Origin of the sequence: Terrimicrobium sacchariphilum (assembly GCF_001613545.1) — a bacterium.
In the GTDB taxonomy this organism is placed as follows: Bacteria; Verrucomicrobiota; Verrucomicrobiia; order Chthoniobacterales; family Terrimicrobiaceae; genus Terrimicrobium; species Terrimicrobium sacchariphilum.
In genome coordinates, this window is the sequence record NZ_BDCO01000002.1 from 2,874,306 (window position 1) to 2,891,247 (window position 16,942).

General features: G+C 58.7%; 20 protein-coding genes and 1 other RNA gene. 10 read left to right on the plus strand and 11 right to left on the minus strand.

Annotation, left to right across the window (positions count from 1 at the left end):
* Nucleotides 1-15: 15 nt before the first annotated feature.
* Nucleotides 16-110: signal recognition particle sRNA small type (gene ffs, locus TSACC_RS13435), an RNA gene on the minus strand.
* Nucleotides 111-235: 125 nt separating this feature from the next.
* On the opposite strand from ffs, the gene TSACC_RS13440 reads away from it, so the two are divergent.
* The 5 genes from TSACC_RS13440 to lipB are packed head-to-tail and all read left to right on the plus strand — an operon-like array spanning nucleotide 236 to nucleotide 3,327.
* The gene (locus TSACC_RS13440) at nucleotides 236-1,018 is read left to right on the plus strand and encodes a hypothetical protein (protein WP_075079768.1); all 783 of its coding nucleotides are present in this window, start codon (nucleotides 236-238) and stop codon (nucleotides 1,016-1,018) included.
* Between the two features lie 20 nt (nucleotides 1,019-1,038).
* Nucleotides 1,039-1,224, plus strand: coding sequence for a hypothetical protein (locus tag TSACC_RS13445; protein WP_075079769.1), 186 nt, complete (start codon nucleotides 1,039-1,041; stop codon nucleotides 1,222-1,224).
* Between the two features lie 12 nt (nucleotides 1,225-1,236).
* The gene (locus TSACC_RS13450; protein WP_075079770.1) at nucleotides 1,237-2,184 is read left to right on the plus strand and encodes a glycosyltransferase family 9 protein; all 948 of its coding nucleotides are present in this window, start codon (nucleotides 1,237-1,239) and stop codon (nucleotides 2,182-2,184) included.
* Nucleotides 2,174-2,686 (plus strand): crossover junction endodeoxyribonuclease RuvC, encoded by a 513-nt coding sequence (gene ruvC / locus TSACC_RS13455; protein WP_075079771.1) that lies wholly within the window; start codon nucleotides 2,174-2,176, stop codon nucleotides 2,684-2,686. Before TSACC_RS13450 ends, ruvC begins: the two co-directional genes overlap by 11 nt.
* Nucleotides 2,686-3,327, plus strand: coding sequence for a lipoyl(octanoyl) transferase LipB (lipB, locus tag TSACC_RS13460; RefSeq protein ID WP_075079772.1), 642 nt, complete (start codon nucleotides 2,686-2,688; stop codon nucleotides 3,325-3,327). Before ruvC ends, lipB begins: the two co-directional genes overlap by 1 nt.
* Here the strand turns inward: lipB and TSACC_RS13465 are convergent.
* From TSACC_RS13465 to TSACC_RS13510, 10 genes are all read right to left on the minus strand, one after another.
* Nucleotides 3,324-4,376 (minus strand): PEP-CTERM sorting domain-containing protein, encoded by a 1,053-nt coding sequence (locus tag TSACC_RS13465; RefSeq protein WP_237763972.1) that lies wholly within the window; start codon nucleotides 4,374-4,376, stop codon nucleotides 3,324-3,326. The genes lipB and TSACC_RS13465 overlap by 4 nt on opposite strands.
* Nucleotides 4,377-4,591: 215 nt before the next feature.
* Complete coding sequence (gene tgt, locus TSACC_RS13470) at nucleotides 4,592-5,728, minus strand: tRNA guanosine(34) transglycosylase Tgt (RefSeq protein ID WP_075079774.1); 1,137 nt, start codon at nucleotides 5,726-5,728, stop codon at nucleotides 4,592-4,594.
* The gene (locus tag TSACC_RS13475; RefSeq protein ID WP_075079775.1) at nucleotides 5,725-7,002 is read right to left on the minus strand and encodes a dihydroorotase; all 1,278 of its coding nucleotides are present in this window, start codon (nucleotides 7,000-7,002) and stop codon (nucleotides 5,725-5,727) included. Before TSACC_RS13475 ends, tgt begins: the two co-directional genes overlap by 4 nt.
* On the minus strand, nucleotides 6,999-7,934 hold the full coding sequence (locus tag TSACC_RS13480; protein ID WP_075079776.1) for an aspartate carbamoyltransferase catalytic subunit: 936 nt from the start codon (nucleotides 7,932-7,934) through the stop codon (nucleotides 6,999-7,001). Before TSACC_RS13480 ends, TSACC_RS13475 begins: the two co-directional genes overlap by 4 nt.
* Nucleotides 7,931-8,491, minus strand: coding sequence for a bifunctional pyr operon transcriptional regulator/uracil phosphoribosyltransferase PyrR (gene pyrR, locus TSACC_RS13485; RefSeq protein WP_075079777.1), 561 nt, complete (start codon nucleotides 8,489-8,491; stop codon nucleotides 7,931-7,933). The genes TSACC_RS13480 and pyrR overlap by 4 nt, the downstream gene beginning before the upstream one ends.
* 54 nt (nucleotides 8,492-8,545) lie before the next feature.
* Nucleotides 8,546-8,773, minus strand: a complete 228-nt coding sequence (locus TSACC_RS13490) for a hypothetical protein (RefSeq protein WP_075079778.1) — start codon at nucleotides 8,771-8,773, stop codon at nucleotides 8,546-8,548.
* Nucleotides 8,774-8,891: 118 nt separating this feature from the next.
* A complete protein-coding gene (locus tag TSACC_RS13495) occupies nucleotides 8,892-9,947 on the minus strand; it encodes an Mrp/NBP35 family ATP-binding protein (RefSeq protein WP_075079779.1) in 1,056 nt (351 codons plus the stop codon).
* Between the two features lie 83 nt (nucleotides 9,948-10,030).
* Complete coding sequence (locus TSACC_RS13500; protein ID WP_075079780.1) at nucleotides 10,031-10,888, minus strand: glycoside hydrolase family 16 protein; 858 nt, start codon at nucleotides 10,886-10,888, stop codon at nucleotides 10,031-10,033.
* Nucleotides 10,889-10,940: 52 nt separating this feature from the next.
* Nucleotides 10,941-12,326: an RNA polymerase factor sigma-54 gene (rpoN, locus tag TSACC_RS13505; protein ID WP_075079781.1), complete on the minus strand. Its 1,386-nt coding sequence runs from the start codon at nucleotides 12,324-12,326 to the stop codon at nucleotides 10,941-10,943.
* Nucleotides 12,327-12,430: 104 nt separating this feature from the next.
* Entirely contained in the window at nucleotides 12,431-13,321 is an 891-nt protein-coding gene (locus tag TSACC_RS13510) for a 5'-3' exonuclease (protein ID WP_075079782.1), read from the minus strand.
* Between the two features lie 151 nt (nucleotides 13,322-13,472).
* Between TSACC_RS13510 and bamD the strand changes: the two genes are divergently transcribed.
* Genes bamD through TSACC_RS13535 form a run of 5 tightly spaced genes read left to right on the plus strand, consistent with a single transcriptional unit; the run spans nucleotide 13,473 to nucleotide 16,941 of the window.
* Nucleotides 13,473-14,597, plus strand: coding sequence for an outer membrane protein assembly factor BamD (bamD, locus tag TSACC_RS13515; protein WP_237763973.1), 1,125 nt, complete (start codon nucleotides 13,473-13,475; stop codon nucleotides 14,595-14,597).
* Complete coding sequence (lptE, locus tag TSACC_RS13520) at nucleotides 14,594-15,094, plus strand: LPS assembly lipoprotein LptE (protein WP_075079784.1); 501 nt, start codon at nucleotides 14,594-14,596, stop codon at nucleotides 15,092-15,094. The genes bamD and lptE overlap by 4 nt, the downstream gene beginning before the upstream one ends.
* Nucleotides 15,095-15,100: 6 nt before the next feature.
* On the plus strand, nucleotides 15,101-15,763 hold the full coding sequence (rsmI, locus tag TSACC_RS13525) for a 16S rRNA (cytidine(1402)-2'-O)-methyltransferase (protein ID WP_075079785.1): 663 nt from the start codon (nucleotides 15,101-15,103) through the stop codon (nucleotides 15,761-15,763).
* Complete coding sequence (locus TSACC_RS13530; RefSeq protein WP_084400455.1) at nucleotides 15,760-16,257, plus strand: DUF2752 domain-containing protein; 498 nt, start codon at nucleotides 15,760-15,762, stop codon at nucleotides 16,255-16,257. Before rsmI ends, TSACC_RS13530 begins: the two co-directional genes overlap by 4 nt.
* 45 nt (nucleotides 16,258-16,302) lie before the next feature.
* The gene (locus tag TSACC_RS13535) at nucleotides 16,303-16,941 is read left to right on the plus strand and encodes a DUF4339 domain-containing protein (RefSeq protein WP_075079787.1); all 639 of its coding nucleotides are present in this window, start codon (nucleotides 16,303-16,305) and stop codon (nucleotides 16,939-16,941) included.
* Nucleotide 16,942 lies beyond the last annotated feature (1 nt).

Consider the following 16,942-nt stretch of genomic DNA (forward strand, 5'->3'; position numbering starts at 1 on the left):
TCACCTCGAAAAGAAAAGTGCCAGAGAACTACGGCAAAGAGGAGCAAAATACCGTTGCTGCATTCCTGCCCTGGCGGGGTTCTTCCGTCCGCAGTCCATAGTCTCTGGCGACGCACAACCTACCGATTAAAGAACTGGACGCAAACCCAAAGATTTGCCAAAGTAATTGCCTCTTGCTCATCGGACTAACCCCTGCTAGCAAGAACCCTGCTGCCAAAATCGCCTCCAGTTAACTATGGGAAAAATCCTGCTGTTCGCCTCCTTCGTGTTCGTAGTCGCTTCCGGAGTCCTCGGATTCCTGAACAAGACCAAACTCGACGCCACCCGAGAATCTCTCGCCTCTGTTGAGGAAAAATCTTCTCAGACCCAACAAGCGCTGACTTCAACCAAGAAAGAGTTGAACGATGCCAATACGAATCTCGCCACCGTCAAGGCCGAACGTGACCAGGCGACCAGCCAGGTCACCTCGCTCCAGAGCGATGTCGAAAAGGCCAAGTCCGAGGTCGCCTCGCTGACGACTCAGAAGACAGCTGCCGAAAGCCAGGTCACCCAGTTGCAGGCCGACGTTCAGTCGAAGCAGCAGGAACTTGAAAATCTCCGTAATGCCCAGCAGACCCCGGCGACCCAGGGTCCCTCGCAGGAGCAGCTTGCCATTCAGAAGGAGCAGGAAACGCTTATCGCCCAGCTCCAGCAGAAGGTCGACAACCAGACCAGCGAGCTGAGCAAGTACCGTCAGGCTGATGAGGATCGCAAACAGGGCCTCATGCGTCCCGGCACGGAAGGCAAGATCCTCGCCGTGAATCCCGCATGGAACTTTGTGGTTCTCAGCCTCGGTGACAAAAATGGTGTCGTAAACAACGCCGAGCTGCTCATCAAGCGTGGACGTCAGCTTATCGGTAAGGTCCGGGTGACCTCCGTTGAACCCTCGACCTCCATCGCCGACATCGTCTCGAACAGCGTTCCCCAGGGAGTTGTGATCAACCCCGGCGATCGCGTGATCTACCAGTCGGCCGAATAAGGAATCTTATCCAGTCGCTCATGCTGCATCGTATATTCGCCTTCCTCAGTGCCGTCGCTATTGCGGCGGCCATCTCAGGTTGCGCCCCGATGAGCGACGAAGATCGCACCACCCAGGAAGCTGGCGGAACGGTGCCTTGGAACAAGCCCCAGAGCTGGGAAGGCGGCGGCGCCCTTGGCTCTCAGATGCAGCAGTTCAACCACTAGGTTTCCGGCCTCATGGCAGGCCGCATCCTTGTCATTCGCGGAGGCGCCATCGGGGATTTCATCCTCACTCTCCCCGCGATCGGTCTTCTCAGGGAAAGCTTCCCTGAAGCCCACGTCGAGATCCTCGGCTACAGGCATATCACATCCCTCGCAGAGCGAAGATATTACGCCAATGCTACCCGCTCCATCGAGTACGGTCCTCTTGCTGGTTTTTTCAATCCCAAGTCCGATCTCGACCGCGACCTATCGGAGTATTTTTCCGGATTCCATCAGGTCGTCAGCTACCTCTACGACCCCGACAAACTTTTCGAGTCGAGCCTCCGCAAGGCTGGAGTGAAGAATCTCATTACAATCTCCCCCAAGCTCGACGACTCAGATCACGCCGCTCGTCAGCTCGCCCTGCCATTGCAGCAAATGGCTCTCTGGCTCGAGGACCCCGCCGCAGAGTTTTTCCCGGCAGATGACGACCTTGCCCTGGCCGATCAATTTCTCGTCCGCCAGCATCATTCCCGCGTTCTGGCGGTGCATCCTGGCAGCGGCGGGGAGCGAAAAAACTGGCCGCTGACCGCCTGGAGAGAGTTTCTTGTCGCGGAGCATCTTTCCGCTCGTTGGGAACGCATTTTCGTTGTCGGAGGAGAAGCCGATATTCCGCGCCTGGAGACGCTCAGGAGCACGCTACCCGACCACGGTTTCGCGTTTCTGGAACGACTTCCCCTTCCCGTTCTCGGGGCCATCCTTGGCCGTAGTACGCTCTTCGTTGGTCACGACTCTGGCATCTCCCACCTGGCTGCAGCTGCCGGGGCACAGTGTCTTCTCATGTTCGGCCCGACCGATCCGCAGATCTGGGCTCCAGCCAATGACCACGTAAGCGTGCTCGCCGCGCCCCAAGGCGATCTTTCGGCACTGGACGTTGCGACAGTTCGTCGTAGGCTGGACGAAATCCTGCAAGATGTCCGTTGAGAGAATTGTTGCCATCGATCCCGCACTGAGATGCACCGGCTATGCCGTCCTCGTGCGTGAGGGGAAGAAAATCAGCTGCCCCGAGCATGGTACCATTCAGAACAAGCCACGCATCGCCCCCTCCGGGTGTCTTCTCGCCATCCGCGAAGCTGTTTCCAGCTTGATCAGGAAACACTCTGCGGAAGCCATGGCGGTAGAGGGAATCATCTACGTCCAGAGTTACCAGACGGCGATCACGTTGGGAGCGGCCCGTGCCGCGGCGATTCTCGCCGCAGCCGAGAGCGGCCTTAGCGTCCACGAATACGCCCCCACCCGGGTCAAGCAGGCCGTCGTCGGCCGGGGCGGCGCCGACAAACAGCAGGTCGCATTCATGGTGCGTGCTCTCCTGGGGTTGACCCAGACGCCACAGTCCGATGCCGCCGATGCCATCGCGATCGGACTTGCTCACTTTCATGCCGTCGACGCGGCCAAGTTAAAAAAGGTTCCCCTGGAAACCATCTGATGATCCCATCTCTTTCCCATCCTGAAGTCCAGTGGCTGGGCAGTATCGAGTACGCCGCCGCTCTCGATCTGCAAAACCAGCTTGTTGACCAATGCCTGGAGGGCGGACCCGAAAAGCTCCTCCTGCTGGAACACGAGCCCGTCTACACCATTGGTCGCACCCGGGATCAATCCAGTCTCCGGCAGCCAACCTCTCTCCCTCACCCGGTTTTCGAGATCAACCGCGGTGGTCAGGCGACCTGGCATGGGCCAGGGCAACTCGTCGGCTACCCCATCCTCCGACTCGCCGAGCGCGGGCGTGACCTGCACCTCTATCTGCGGTTCCTTGAGGAAGTCATCATTTTAACCTGTGCAGAATGCGGCTTCACTGCTGGTCGCCGCGACGGCCTTACCGGCGTATGGGTCGAGGATCGCAAGCTCGCCTCTCTCGGAGTGGGTGTCCGGAAATGGATTTCAATGCATGGTCTCGCCTTGAATGTGACTCTTTCCTCGCTGGAGGCATTCAACTACATCACCCCCTGCGGTATCGCGGGAGTTCAGATGACCTGCATTGAAAAGGAGGCAGCCCGCCCCTTCACTGTGCAGGAAGTCGGCGATATCCTTGCGCGTATTTTCCTGCGCGATCTTCCGACCCTCGCCTAACGAGCCGCGATACGCCTGCGAATAACAAGCGCCGCGAACAATCCGAGCCCCAGCAGCCAGCCGACAGCTGGTTCAGGAACCGAGCGCAGCCCGATGACGCCATTCTCGGTATCGAAATAAACATCGTAGTTGTAAAAGAGCGCGATCCCCGAGTTCAGGCTTCCACTGCTCGTTCCCGAGACAACTCCCACTTTGTCGACAAATTCCGTGCTTCCGGTCGGGCTGATGAGCCAATTGAGCGCCTGCGACAACGTGATGCCATCCACATGTGTCTGGAAGCTGGCCCCGTCAACGATCTGCCCATCACTTACCATCGAGTCGGGCGGATTGATATCCGTGCCGGTCGTAATATGAGTGCCTAGACCGCCGGTATCGAGCAGGAGGTTGGCCACTGCCGTATAGGTCTCCTCGCCCTTAATGATCGTGTAGGTCGCAGTGGTCTGCGACTCGGGGTAAAGCGTGGCGGTCGTATGATTGTCATTCGTCACCGTGCCGGTCGAGGGATTCATCTGAATCTTGATGGGAAACAAATCCATCTCATCCTGGCTGAGACCAACGGTGAGCGTCGCCGAAGTGGAATTTGCTCCCCCGGTATGAATCATGAATCCCTTCGTTAACCCCGGGCCTGCGGGCATCTGGGCTAGTACGCTGACCAAGGAACCGGCCTCCGGCTTCGTCTGATAAAGCCCAGCTCCCAGTGTACCGTAAAAAAGGTGCGTCGTGGGACTCTCCGGTGGAATGGGATCAGCCACCCCGCCAGTCATGTGATTGATATTGGCATCCCATCCCGTGTACGGCTCGTTGGTTATGACGCCCATCCTGACGTCATTAACCGCGTACTCGATCCCATTGACATCGGAAAAGGTGATTCTGGTATTAGCCACCACCCCGCTGTAAGCGAGAGACCCCGTTCCATAACTCACGGAAAACGTCTCTCCCGTCACCGAGTCAATCGTATTGTCCCAGGCCGAGGTCGTTCCTTTCGCAGTGAAAAAGCCCGCGGAGCCTGTATCCAGGATGTAGGTAAAGTACCGGGTGTTGCTGCCCATCCGGAGATTGATCCCTAATTGCCCGCTTGCGGATTCGTTGACCAACGGGATAACCGTCTGCGCTTTAAGAAGCCCATTGAAACCCAGTACCGCGAACGCCAGAAATGCCGTGGAGGTGCGCACGAGAAAAGGCTAATGGCAGATTCCAAACCCGCTGCAAGGAAAAAACCTCGCAGGCCCCTCAGGAATACCCTGTCAAACTATCGAACGCCCGTTTAGGCGTTAGCTTCGTTCTTTTTGTACCCGGCAACAAACGCCCGGCGAAATTCAGCAAAGTTCCCTTCGATGATCGCCCGGCGGGCGGTCCGCATAAGGTTCAGATAGAAATGCAGGTTATGCAGTGACACCAAACGCAGGCCGAGAATCTCCTCGGCCTTGATCAGGTGGCGGATATAGGCGCGAGTGAAGTTTGCACAGGCATAGCAGGTGCAGCCTTCCTCAATCGGGCCGGGGTCCTCGGCGTATCCGGCATTCTTCAGCGCCATCGTTCCCGCCGCAGTGAAGGCCGTGCCATTGCGAGCCAGCCGGGTCGGCAATACACAATCAAACATGTCGATACCCCGCGCCACCATCTCCACCATTTGCGGAGGCGTACCCAGCCCCATCGCATAGCGGGCGCGGTCCTGAGGGAGATGGGGTTCGGCATTCTCAATCGCCGCCATCATTTCCGGCTCCGGTTCGCCGACACTGACGCCCCCCACGGCATAGCCATCGAAGCCGATCTTCACGAGCTCCTGCGCGCTTTTCGCACGGAGCTCAGGATAGGAGGACCCCTGCACGATGCCAAAGAGCAGCGGCTTGGACTCATCCGGCTGGGACGCCCACCATTCCTTGCAACGAACCGCCCAGCGCAAAGTCAGATCCAGGCTCGTTGACGCCACCGCTTCCTCACAAGGATATGGAGGACACTCGTCAAAGGTCATCACGATATCCGAACCTAGGTCGCGCTGAATCTCCATCGACTGCTCGGGCCCAATGAAGGTCGGCGTTCCATCCAGATGATTCTGAAAATGGACACCGTCCTCCGTGATCTTGCGCAGACGGGCCAGCGAGAAGACCTGAAAGCCGCCACTATCCGTCAGTATTGGCCGATCCCAACCATTGAAACGATGCAGGCCGCCGAGTCGCGAGATGAGCTTCTCGCCCGGCCGGACGTGCAAATGGTAGGTATTGCCCAGGATGATCTGCGCACCGAGTTCATGAAGCTCACGGGGCGAGACCGCCTTGACGGTTCCCTGCGTGCCGACCGGCATGAAGACAGGCGTCTCGATGGGACCGCGTCGTGTAGTCAGTACCCCCGCCCTCGCCTTGCTCGACGGGTCGGTGGCGATGAGGTCGTAAGGACTGCTCAAAGGGACCAGACTGTTTTGCCTGCGACGATGGTTTGCACCGCCCGGCCTTTCATCTCGGTGCCGTGGAACGGCGTATTCCGCGAGAGGGAAGGAGACAGCTCCTTGTCGTACACCCACTCGAGGTCGGGATCAATCAACGTCACGTCACCTTGTGCGCCCACGCCAAGCGTGCCGCGGTCGAGGCTGAGAAGCTTTGCGGGCTTCGACGTGTAAAGCTCGATGAGCCGAGCCATGTCGATGGCCTTCTTCTTGTGGACGAGGATGTCGCTGAACAAACCGAACTCGGTTTCCAGACCGAGGATGCCAAAAGGCGCCTGGTCGAGCTCGACCTCCTTCTCGTACTTCGCATGGGGAGCATGGTCGCTGCACAGGATGTCCAGCGTACCATCCGCAATGCCGCCGATGATCGCCTCGATGTCACGCTCGGTGCGCAGAGGCGGGTTCATCTTGTAGTTGCTATCGAAAGTCTGAAGATGATCGTCCGTCAACGCAATGTGGTGCGGGCAAACCTCTCCGGAGATCTTCACCCCACGCGCACGCGCCTCGCGGATCAGCCGTACGCTGCCGCCAGAGCTGATGTGCTGGCAGTGAATGGGCGAGTCACACAAGTCCGCGAGCAGGATGTTGCGCATCACGATGATTTCCTCACCGATGCGCGGCCAGCCCGGCAGACCAAGGCGAAGGCTCCACTCGCCTTCATTCATCACACCTCCGCCAACGAGCGAATAGTCCTGGCAGTGATCCAGCACGACGAGGCCGAACATGCGGGCATACTCAACCGCACGGCGCATCACCTCGTGGTTCTGCACGCAATGACCGTCGTCCGTGATCGCGACGATTCCCGCGCCGACCATGGCGTTGTACGGAGCCAGTTCCTGACCCGCGAGGCCCTTGGTGATCGCTCCGGTTGTGAAAATATTAACGACCGAACTCGTTGCCGCTTTTTCCCGGATGAGGGTGATCGTTCCGGCGTTGTCGGCAGCCGGGGAGGTATTGGGCATGCAGACAACGCTGGTGAATCCACCTGCAGCTGCCGCCTGGGAACCTGTCCCGATGGTCTCTTTGTGAGACTGCCCGGGTTCGCGGAAATGCACATGGATGTCGATAAGGCCCGGGGCGACGATCCGCCCCTTCGCGTCGATCTCCTCGTCGGCCTTCGTGCCATCCACCGGAGTCTCGATGATGACGCCATCGCGAATCCAAAGATCCGCCTTTTCATCCCTGCCATTAGCCGGATCAATGATGCGGCCGTTGAAAATTCTCAAAGTACTCATGAAGGTAATCCCACTCCTCCCGCGCAGAGGTAAAGCACGGCCATACGCACTGCCAGCCCATTCGTCACCTGCTCGAGGATGACACTGCGATCGCCATCGGCCACGTCGCTGTCGATCTCGACGCCGCGGTTGATCGGACCTGGGTGCATGATGAGGCACCCCGGTTTGAGGCGTTCTGCCCGGGCCTTGGTCAGACCAAAGAGCTTGATGTACTCACCGATGCCGGGGAAATACTCCTTGCGCTGGCGCTCGTGCTGGATGCGCAGCAGGTTCACCACGTCAGCCGTTTCAAGGATATCGTCAATACGATGAGCAACCTTGACGCCGAGCTTTTCAAAGGCCTTCGGCACGAGCGTGGACGGCCCGACCAGGGTCACCTTCGCGCCGAGCTTGTTGAGGGCGTAAATGTTTGAGCGAGCGACGCGGCTGAAAAGAATGTCGCCGATGATTGCCACCTCGGCACCCTCCAGGCTGCCGCGCTTTTCGATCATCGTGAAGATGTCGAGGAGTCCCTGTGTGGGATGCTCGTGAGCTCCGTCACCAGCATTGATGATGCTGGCCTGAAGGCGCTCCGCAAGAAACCGGGAGGCTCCGGCGGAGCTGTGCCGCAGCACGATGATGTCTGCGCGCAGGGCCTCAAGATTCAGCGCGGTATCCTTGAGCGATTCGCCTTTTTGCAGGCTGGAGGCGGTGGCGGAGATATTCACCACATCGGCACTGAGACGCATCGCGGCGAGTTCAAAGGAGGTACGCGTGCGCGTGCTCGGCTCGACGAAGAAATTCACCATCGTGTGACCACGCAGTGCGGGCACTTTCTTGAGACTGCGTTCGCCAACACCTTTGAAGGCTTTGGCCGTATCCAGGATGATGCGGAGTTCCTCCGCGCTGAGTTCATCGAGGCCCAGGAGATCCTTGCGCGTCCAGCCACTCATGAATTTACCGCGCGAACGACGCGCACACTGTCCGGCACGGAATCGAGGTTTTCAAAGCGGACGCGGATTTTCTCCTCCAGGGCCGTGGGAACATTCTTGCCAACATAATCGGCTCGGATCGGCAGCTCGCGGTGTCCCCGATCCACCAGCACCGCATACTGCACGCGCGCGGGCCGGCCAAATGAAGAAATGGCATCGAGCGCTGCACGGCAGCTGCGTCCGGTAAAAAGCACGTCATCGACCAGCACGATCACCCGATCATCGAGATCGACGGGCAACTCTGTCGGCACCACTGCTGTAAGGCGGCCTCGTCGCCGCAGATCATCGCGATGCATGGCGACGTCGACCACGCCAAACTCGGGGCGTACTCCCTCGATCTGCTCGATATGGTCCAGGATTCGCTTGGCGACCTCCACCCCTCGGGTGGGAATGCCGGCAATGACCAGCCGGGAAAGGTCAGTATTTCGCTCAACGATCTCATGAGCGATTCGTCGGATGGCCTTGCGGATCGCGTCCGCATCCATCACGAGCAAGGTTTCAGGGTGTTCTTGGCTCATTAAGTCTCCTTGGCGGACTCTCCGGACCGCCTTAAAGGATCGCGATGCCGGCTGCTAGTTCGCCGGCATCCTTGGGGTTTGGGTTTTTGTCCGTTCGTTCCTCCAACCGGAACGATATTTCACAATCCAATCCAGCAAAGCTCTCTCAAATCCAATATCCTTGCCGGCTTTTTCACTCTCGATCCACTTGTGTCGCAGGATCTCTTCACGCTCGGCGAGGAATTCCTTGTACAAGATCGAATTCTTTACCAGGTCGGTACCTTCGGTCTTCTGGGGATTCATGCGCGATAAAGATAAGGGGCCATCATTGCCTTGCTGTCAAACGGAAATTACGTTTTAACCGTCAGTCCCTGAACATATCTCACTATTGATAAGCAACTTGTGAAAAACATAGGTTTTCCTAACGACCTAAAGCACTTTCGGCCTTCTGCCGAACTTGCGACGCAATCTTGATAAATTCCTGAGCAACAACTCCCTCCGGGTCGGCCGACACGATGGGTTTGCCGATATCTCCGGACTCGCGAACCGCGATCTGAATGGGGATCTCTCCGAGCAGCGGCACCTTCAAGCGCGCCGCCTCCCGCTGCCCTCCGCCTTCGCCGAAGATATTGTAGCGCACTCCATCACTGGGACAGAGAAAGTAGCTCATGTTTTCCACGATACCGAGGACAGGTACATTCGTACGCTCAAACATGCCCACCGCCTTGCGGGCGTCGATCAAAGCCACCTCCTGCGGCGTGGTCACGATCACAGCGCCGCTCAAGGCGATCGTCTGCACGATGGTGAGTTGGATGTCTCCAGTCCCCGGAGGCAGGTCAAGTACGAGATAGTCCAGCGGCGCCCATGTCACCTGACGGAGAAACTGCTGGGTATACCGCGTCACGATCGGCCCCCGCAGCACCGCCGGAGAGTCATCTTCCAGGAGGAAGCCCATCGACATGAGCTTCAGCCCTTCACGTTCGACCGGGATGATATTATTCTCGTCGTCCGCTGTCGGGCGTTCGTTGCTGCCAAACATCATCGCAATGCTCGGGCCGTAAAAATCACAGTCGAGGAGACCGACCTTGGCTCCTGTGGCAGACAGCGCAAGCGCGAGATTCGCCGCCACGGTGGATTTACCCACCCCGCCTTTGCCGCTCGCCACCGCGATCACATGCTTCACGCCAGGGATGCGCGCCGGGCCGGGAACTCCCGCTGCCTGAGCGGGGGCCTGAACATCGATCCGCACCTCCACTGCACGCACGCCCGGCAAACGCTTGAGCGCGGCCTCGGCCTCATCATGGATCGTCCGCGCGATTTTCTGGTCGGCCGTGGTGAGCGTCATCTGCACCTGAACGTCCCGCCCGTCGGTCTGAATATCTTTTACCAGACCAAAAGAGACGATATCCCGCGAGAATCCCGGGTACTTGACGGTTTGCAGCGCTTCACGCAACGCCGTGACATCGATGGAAGACATAGAAGGATCATTATGCACACCGGCGCCCGCACTACCAAGGGTCAACTGAAGGAGATTCGACTCGTCCCTCTATTCCCTATCCCTTACCGCTGCCAAACACGCACGTAATCCACGACAAACTCGGATGGCAGCATGCCCGGATCGACGCCCTCACGACCGCCCCACGTCCCTCCAATGGCAAGATTCATCAGGATGTATGCAGGATGATCGAACGGCCATTGCGATGCCCCGGCATGAGCGTTCGCATAGCGAAAGACCGGCTCTCCGTCGAAGAACCAGACCAGTTCATCGGCCATCCAAAGCAAACCGTAACGGTGAAACTCCTCGCTCAGCCTTTCCACCTCAAGCGTGGTGCCCTGTTGATTCTGGCGGGAGTGATTGAACGCATCCGTATGCACCGTGAAATGCAACACATCAGGCATGAACCCGACAAACTCCATGAGATCAATCTCTCCACAGTGGGGCCAGCCTGCCTGTTCATAGTTGCTTCCCATGAGCCATAGAGCCGGCCAGGTTCCCCTGCCCTTTGGCAGCCTGGCCCGTATCTCCAGCTTACCGTGGCAGAAATCAAACTTGCCGAGGGTGATCAAGCAGGCCGAGGTCACATCTGCCCCCTCCCATGGCTCATGTCGGGCGGTAATGATCAGATGCCCATTCTCCACCCGGGCATTTTCTCGCCGGTTCCGGACATAATACTGATCCTCGCGATTGCGGACGCGACCCTCCTCGTAGTTCCACTTCGCGGCATCAGGCAAACCGGCTGTCTCAAACTCATCGGCCCACAGCGTTTTCCATCCGGGGGCTTCATAAGCTTCCTTCAGCTTGTCCCGGTCAGGAAACTCCACTTTCGCTTTTCCACCCAGAGAGGTGGTTGGTTCAGTCGCGAACCCGCCAGATGATACCAGGGCCAGGGCGAGACCCGCTGTGATTTCCTTCATCATCCGGTACTAGAAGATGCTTCGCGGAGTCAGCAACCACCGCCCGACTCGTCCATTAGAACGACTTGCGCAAATGGCTGGGCAGGATGCCGAGTTGCTCGCGGTATTTGGCCACCGTCCGTCTCGCGATCGGCACGCCGCGCTCGCCGAGCAGCTTGACAATATCCTGATCGCTGGGTGGTTTGCGCGGATCTTCATTTTTGATGATCTCGGCGATCGACTGCCTCACGCTTTCGTTGCTGACTGCCTCGCCTTCGGAGGTCGTGTAGCCGGAGGTGAAAAAGTACTTCAACTCAAAGAGTCCCCTCGGCGTGGACATGTATTTACCGGAGACCGCCCGGCTCACGGTTGTCTCATGGACGCCGACCGCCTGTGCCACCTGACTCATCGTCATCGGGTGAAGGTGGGCCGGCCCGAGATCAAAGAACTCCCGCTGGCGGTTCACGATCTCGCGGGCAATATTGAGCAGAGTGTGCTGCCGCTGCTCGATGCATTTGATGAAGAAACGGCCTCCCCGGATTTTTTCGCGCAGGTACTCCTTCACTTCACGATTGGCACCCGGTTGGGACAGCATGTCCTTGTAGTCATTGCCGATGCGCAGCGAGGGAATCTCGGAGTTGTTGAGCGACAGCGTATACTCATCTCCATCCCGCTCCATGATGATATCGGCAACGACGGTCTGCTCTTCCTCGGCGGAAAAGGGACGTCCCGGGCGAGGCTCCAGATGGGAAATCTCCTCGGCGGCACGCTGCACCTCCGCCAGCGGCACCCGGAGCTGGCGGGCGATATCCCCCAGCTTTCTCCGACCCAGCTCTTCCAGATAATGCTGCGCGATTCTACTGGCGATACTGTACTGCTGGCCCTGTCGCTTGAGCTGAAGAAAGAGGCACTCCGAGAGCGAACGCGCACAGACGCCCGGAGGGTCGAGCTCCTGGATGATGCCGATCACCTCTTCCGCCTCTCCATCGGAACATCCGGCCTGGGCCGCGATCTCGACCGCGTCGGACCTCAGGTACCCGCGGTCGTCGATGTTTCCCACCACGACCATGGCGATTCCCTTGCGGTTGGGCGACAAGCCGATGGCACCGAGCTGCTCAAGCAAATGCTGCTGCAAGGTCTGGGGCCGGGTGTGCGAATCAAAAAAATGCTGACGCCGCTCGAGCGCCTCCGCACTCCATTGCTCCGTCGAGCCTCGCTGGCTGTAAACCTCACGCCATTCATCATCCAGCGTCGACGATTGCTGGGGCGCCCCCTCATCCAGCGACGGCGAGGTGGTGCGATTCTCCTCTTCCAGCACAGGATTCGCCTGAAGCTCCGAGGCCACCAGCTGACGTAATTCCATCAGGGGTGCCTGGAGAATATGCAGACTCTGCTGCATCTGCGGCGACAGGGTTTGCTGAAGCGCCAACCCTTGAACCTGTTCCATGCCGATCATCGACATCCAAAATCAGGCACTCGACTTGCTAGAGCAAGCAATTTCCGCGCCAATTATTTAGGACCCATCGTATTTTCAAAAAAATACACAAACTCGCCTCCGAGGGGTGGCTAGGCAAAGAGATCCGCCTGCGCAGGCAAAGCCTTGGCTGCCTCGTCTTCCACCTCTTTGAGCAAGCCCTTAAACTCACACTCGCGCAGGGCGCCAATCAATTCCGGATAGCGAGGACGAATCTCGAGATCCTGCCACCTGACAGGTAGGGGAAGATCCAGATCCAGAGCCACCATCTGTCGATTACTGACAATCTGGTCGCGATGTGTGGCGATTTTTTCCTGGAGGCGTCCAGGCACGATCGCCCCGATATTGGCGAGCATTTCATCGGTCGTCCCGTAGGTTCGCACCAGCTGTGCCGCAGTCTTTTCTCCGATTCCCGGCACGCCCGGGATGTTATCAGAAGAGTCTCCCGTGAGAGCGAGCACATCGGCAATGAACGCAGGAGGCACGCCCCATTTCTTTTCGACGTCCTCAGTACCGAGGAGGGCAAACGCGTCCTTGATCGTGGTGTAGATCGAAACCTGCCCGCAGACCATCTGCATGATGTCCTTGTCATTGGTTGCGATGACGACATCAGCACCCTCACCCATGGCGGCCTGGGCGTAGGAGGCAATGAGATCATCCGCCTCGGTGTTGGGAGTTTTCAGGCTGGCAAGTCCAAAGAGCGGCACATTCTTCTGCAACCACCCTTCCTGGGGGCGGAGATCGTCCGGCATCTCGGTCCGATTCTGCTTATACTCGGGCTGGAGTTCCGTACGCCGCGCTGGCAATCCGCAATCCCAGATCACCGCAGCGCGGTCCGGCTTCGTATCGGCGATCATGCGTCGGATGGCTTTGGAAAAGCCATATATCGCATTGGTCGGCTCCCCCTTGGAGTTTGAGAGACCCCGAATGGCGAAAAAAGACCGGTAGAGATAGTAGTGACCGTCGATCAAAAGCAGACGCATCGACGCAGGTTAGCCACCAACCGGACGGATGCCAGCAGGAATCAGAATTTCCCGGACAACTCTCAGGGACTATTGCAGTTGACGCCAGCCGGGATGTTTCCTACGTTGCGCCGCCTGCATGTTATCTAAAATCTTCGCGCCCATTTTGATCGTGGCACTGCTCATCGCGCGCCCCGTCGCGGCGCAGGAAAGGCGTGAGACGCAAGCATCTACGCCGAGCGATGCCGCCACGGCCTTTGCCTCTGCCAAACAATACGACGAAGCCGGGCAATACGAAAACGCCCTCGCGTCGTACCGGAATTTTCTAAAAATCTTCCCGGCGGCAGCCCAGGCCTCCAAGGCGCAGTTCCGCATCGCCCAGATCCTCGAGGAGCAGGGCAACGCGAGCAAGGCCTTCGACGCCTACCAGACTCTTGTGAGCCGTTATCCGGACACGCCGGAGTTTGAGCAGGCGGTCGCCCAGCAGGTCCTCATCGCCAACCAGTATCTCCAAGGGAAAAGAGTTGTTTTCCTTGGTGTGCCAGTCATTCCAGGCACCGAGCGCGCTCAGCAGATGTACCGCTCGATCCTGAATAATGCTCCCTACAGCAAACATGCCCCGGTCGCGCAGTTCAATCTCGGTCTGACGTACGAACGCCAGAAGATGCTGGCCGATGCCCGCAACGCCTACCAGACCGTCCTCGACAAGTACCCAAACAGCGACGTGGCAGACGACGCTCTCTACCAGATCGGTTACATCTACATGCAGGCTGGAACGACTGGCGACACTCGCGACCTCTCGGCCCTCGTCCAGGCCCGCGAGACCTTTGAAGATTTCCTCCTTCAGTTTCCCAAGAGCGAAAAGGCGGCACAGGCCCGTGACAATCTCGTCACCCTCGGCCAGTCCGAGGCTGGCGACTTGATGGCCATCGCGAAGTACTACGACTGGGCCCGCAATTACAAGGCCGCCGTCATCTACTACAACGACGTGATCCGCAAGCAGCCGAAGACCGCCGATGCGGAGTTTGCGAAAACTCGTCTGAATGAACTGCGCAACTCGGTCGGCGAAGACGCCCTGCGAGTCGGCTCCGAGCGTGCGGAATCCGGCGAGCAACAGGCTCTCCGCCGTCGCTTGCAGGCCCAGGTGGAAACCTCCGCTCTGGCCGACTACTCCGGTCCATCCAAGCGAGATGTCGTCCCGGATGAACTCCCGATCTCACGTGCTCCGAAGCTCCGGACCAATGTCCGCGACGTCCAGCCGCTTCCCGCCGTCGAACCCGCTCTGCCCAATCAATGAGAACTGTCAGCCTCCTTCTTGTCGCCATCCTTCTCAGCGGTTGCGGATACAAGCTCGGCGAGATTCGCCCCACCCCGATGCGGTCGGTCAGGACGCTTGCCATCCCTACGTTCAAGAACAACACCTATGAGCCTCGCATCGAGGTGCTCATGGCAGACACGGTGATCAAGCAGTTCCAGCAGGACGGCACCTATACGATCGTCTCCGATGATACGGCCGATGCCATCCTGTATGGCACCGTCACCAAGATCGAGCGACGGTCGCTGCGCTCGGTCCAGAACAACGTACTCGCGACGAGCGAGTTTGGCCTCACCGTGACCGTCAGCTATCAGGTGGTGGACCGCGTCACTGGAGCCGTCCTGATGAAGAGCGTCGTCCAGGGCGACACTTCCTTCTTCTCGTCGAACGACCTTCAAACCACCGAAAGACAGGCCATTCCGCTCGCCGCGCAACGGCTGGCTGTCGACTTGTCCGCCGCTCTCAGCGAAGGCTGGTAAGACGCTTTGCTGACTGTCATCCCGACTCCGATTGGGAACCTGCAGGACATCACCCTGCGCGCTCTCGACGCATTGCGCGAAGCCGACGTGATCGCGGCAGAGGATACCCGGCACTCCGGTATTCTGCTCCACCATCACGGCATCAGTAAGCCGATGGTGAGCTTTCACGAGCACAACGAAGCGGGAAAAACCGCTTCTCTGGTGGAAGAAATCGCCCAGGGTCGCAAAGTCGCACTCATCACCGATGCAGGAATGCCGGGAATTTCCGATCCGGGATTCCGCCTCGTCCGAGCCTGCCGCGAACGCGAGCTTCCCGTCACCGTATTGCCTGGCCCCAGCGCCGTCGTCACTGCATTGGCAGGCTCCGGACTGCCCAGTGACTCGTTTTATTTCGGCGGATTCCTACCCGTCAAAAGCGGCCAGCGTCGCAATGAACTGGAGGCTGCCATTGCCCGCGAAGAGACGAGTATCTACTTCGAGTCTCCCTATCGGCTGGCCAAAAGCCTGGGCGTCCTGGCCGAGGTGGCTCCCGAGGCGGCAGTCTGCGTCGCGCGCGAACTCAGCAAAAAATTTGAGGAATACCGCCGAGGCAAGCCCGCAGACCTTGCGGCTCATTACGACGCTCATCCTCCGAAAGGCGAAATCACTCTGCTCATTTCCAACAAATGAGTGTCCAGCCCCCGTTTCTGCCTGGAAGCCGGGGATCGCGGTTCCTTGTTGGGGCGGCGTTGCTGCTCGTTCTCGCTCTACTCCCTCTTCTCCCCACGAGTTCCGGCTCGTGGAATCCGACTACATGCGCGATTCATGCCATGACCGGTCTGCCCTGTCCGCTGTGCGGTGGCACCCGCGCGGCCAAGGCATTGATGCACGGCGATGTCGCGACGGCTTTACGACTGAACGCGCTGGCATTGCCCGCGGTGGGAATGATCGCACTTATCGGCATCATTCTCGTCAGCGAGGCGATCCGCGGTCGTCCATGGATGGATTGGACGCCTTTTCTCCGGCGTATCGGGCGTTTTGCCCCTTGGGTCGTCCTCTTTCTCCTGATCTGGTGGATTCCTCAGCTTTTGGGAGCATTGCGAGGCTCCAAATCTGAATTGCTCGATACGCGAAATCCCGTAGCCCGCTACCTTCAGCAGCATCTCGGTCAATCTCACTTGTGATTTCCTCTCGACGACAATGTCGTAAAAACGCTACACGCTCGAGACATGAACTGGTTCTACGCCAAGGATGGACAGCAACTCGGCCCGGTAGCCTTCTCTGAGATTGAGCGTCTCCATGCGGAAGGTCAACTGACAGACGACTCGCTGGTATGGCAGCAGGGTTCCCCCAACTGGATTAAATTCTCAGAAGCTCGCGCCACCGCCGCGGCTCCAGCGCCAGCAGCTCCAGCGGTCAGTCCCTCGCCGGCAATTTCGCCCGCAGCAACTCCCGCAACGGGATCGGCCGCTCCGGCCAAGCCCCTTGCCGACTATGGCGACTTCATCGTATGGGGCTACATCGGCATGCTCGTGCCGTGCGTGAATTTCATCGTCTACGTCGTGCTCGTCGTGCTGAACATGCTCGAGTACTTCGAGCGCCGGAAGGAAGTCCAGGAGGGCCGCCTGCCAGAGAGCGACTATAGCAAGATGAACCCCGTGCTGTTCGTACTCGGGCTCATCTGCTGCTCGGGTCTCCTCTATCCGCTTTACATGTACTACCGCAACAAGTCGGGGTACTTCAAACCGCAGCCGAAAGCTGTACCGGTGACGATCGCCATCGTGATCCTGTCGATCATCATCAATGTCATCATCCAGCTCGTCTCCATGTCGGTGAATGGCGCTGCCCTCCACCACGACATGCAGTAAG

What these genes read in the sequence shown, in the direction of transcription:
- TSACC_RS13440 (WP_075079768.1), top strand. Translation starts at nt 236, where the DNA reads ATGGGAAAAATCCTGCTGTTCGCCTCCTTCGTGTTCGTAGTCGCTTCC.
- TSACC_RS13445 (WP_075079769.1), top strand. Translation starts at nt 1,039, where the DNA reads ATGCTGCATCGTATATTCGCCTTCCTCAGTGCCGTCGCTATTGCGGCG.
- TSACC_RS13450 (WP_075079770.1), top strand. Translation starts at nt 1,237, where the DNA reads ATGGCAGGCCGCATCCTTGTCATTCGCGGAGGCGCCATCGGGGATTTC.
- ruvC (WP_075079771.1), top strand. Translation starts at nt 2,174, where the DNA reads ATGTCCGTTGAGAGAATTGTTGCCATCGATCCCGCACTGAGATGCACC.
- lipB (WP_075079772.1), top strand. Translation starts at nt 2,686, where the DNA reads ATGATCCCATCTCTTTCCCATCCTGAAGTCCAGTGGCTGGGCAGTATC.
- TSACC_RS13465 (WP_237763972.1), bottom strand. Translation starts at nt 4,376, where the DNA reads ATGGGCAGCAACACCCGGTACTTTACCTACATCCTGGATACAGGCTCC.
- TSACC_RS13475 (WP_075079775.1), bottom strand. Translation starts at nt 7,002, where the DNA reads ATGAGTACTTTGAGAATTTTCAACGGCCGCATCATTGATCCGGCTAAT.
- TSACC_RS13480 (WP_075079776.1), bottom strand. Translation starts at nt 7,934, where the DNA reads ATGAGTGGCTGGACGCGCAAGGATCTCCTGGGCCTCGATGAACTCAGC.
- pyrR (WP_075079777.1), bottom strand. Translation starts at nt 8,491, where the DNA reads ATGAGCCAAGAACACCCTGAAACCTTGCTCGTGATGGATGCGGACGCG.
- TSACC_RS13490 (WP_075079778.1), bottom strand. Translation starts at nt 8,773, where the DNA reads ATGAATCCCCAGAAGACCGAAGGTACCGACCTGGTAAAGAATTCGATC.
- TSACC_RS13495 (WP_075079779.1), bottom strand. Translation starts at nt 9,947, where the DNA reads ATGTCTTCCATCGATGTCACGGCGTTGCGTGAAGCGCTGCAAACCGTC.
- TSACC_RS13500 (WP_075079780.1), bottom strand. Translation starts at nt 10,888, where the DNA reads ATGATGAAGGAAATCACAGCGGGTCTCGCCCTGGCCCTGGTATCATCT.
- rpoN (WP_075079781.1), bottom strand. Translation starts at nt 12,326, where the DNA reads ATGTCGATGATCGGCATGGAACAGGTTCAAGGGTTGGCGCTTCAGCAA.
- TSACC_RS13510 (WP_075079782.1), bottom strand. Translation starts at nt 13,321, where the DNA reads ATGCGTCTGCTTTTGATCGACGGTCACTACTATCTCTACCGGTCTTTT.
- lptE (WP_075079784.1), top strand. Translation starts at nt 14,594, where the DNA reads ATGAGAACTGTCAGCCTCCTTCTTGTCGCCATCCTTCTCAGCGGTTGC.
- TSACC_RS13530 (WP_084400455.1), top strand. Translation starts at nt 15,760, where the DNA reads ATGAGTGTCCAGCCCCCGTTTCTGCCTGGAAGCCGGGGATCGCGGTTC.
- TSACC_RS13535 (WP_075079787.1), top strand. Translation starts at nt 16,303, where the DNA reads ATGAACTGGTTCTACGCCAAGGATGGACAGCAACTCGGCCCGGTAGCC.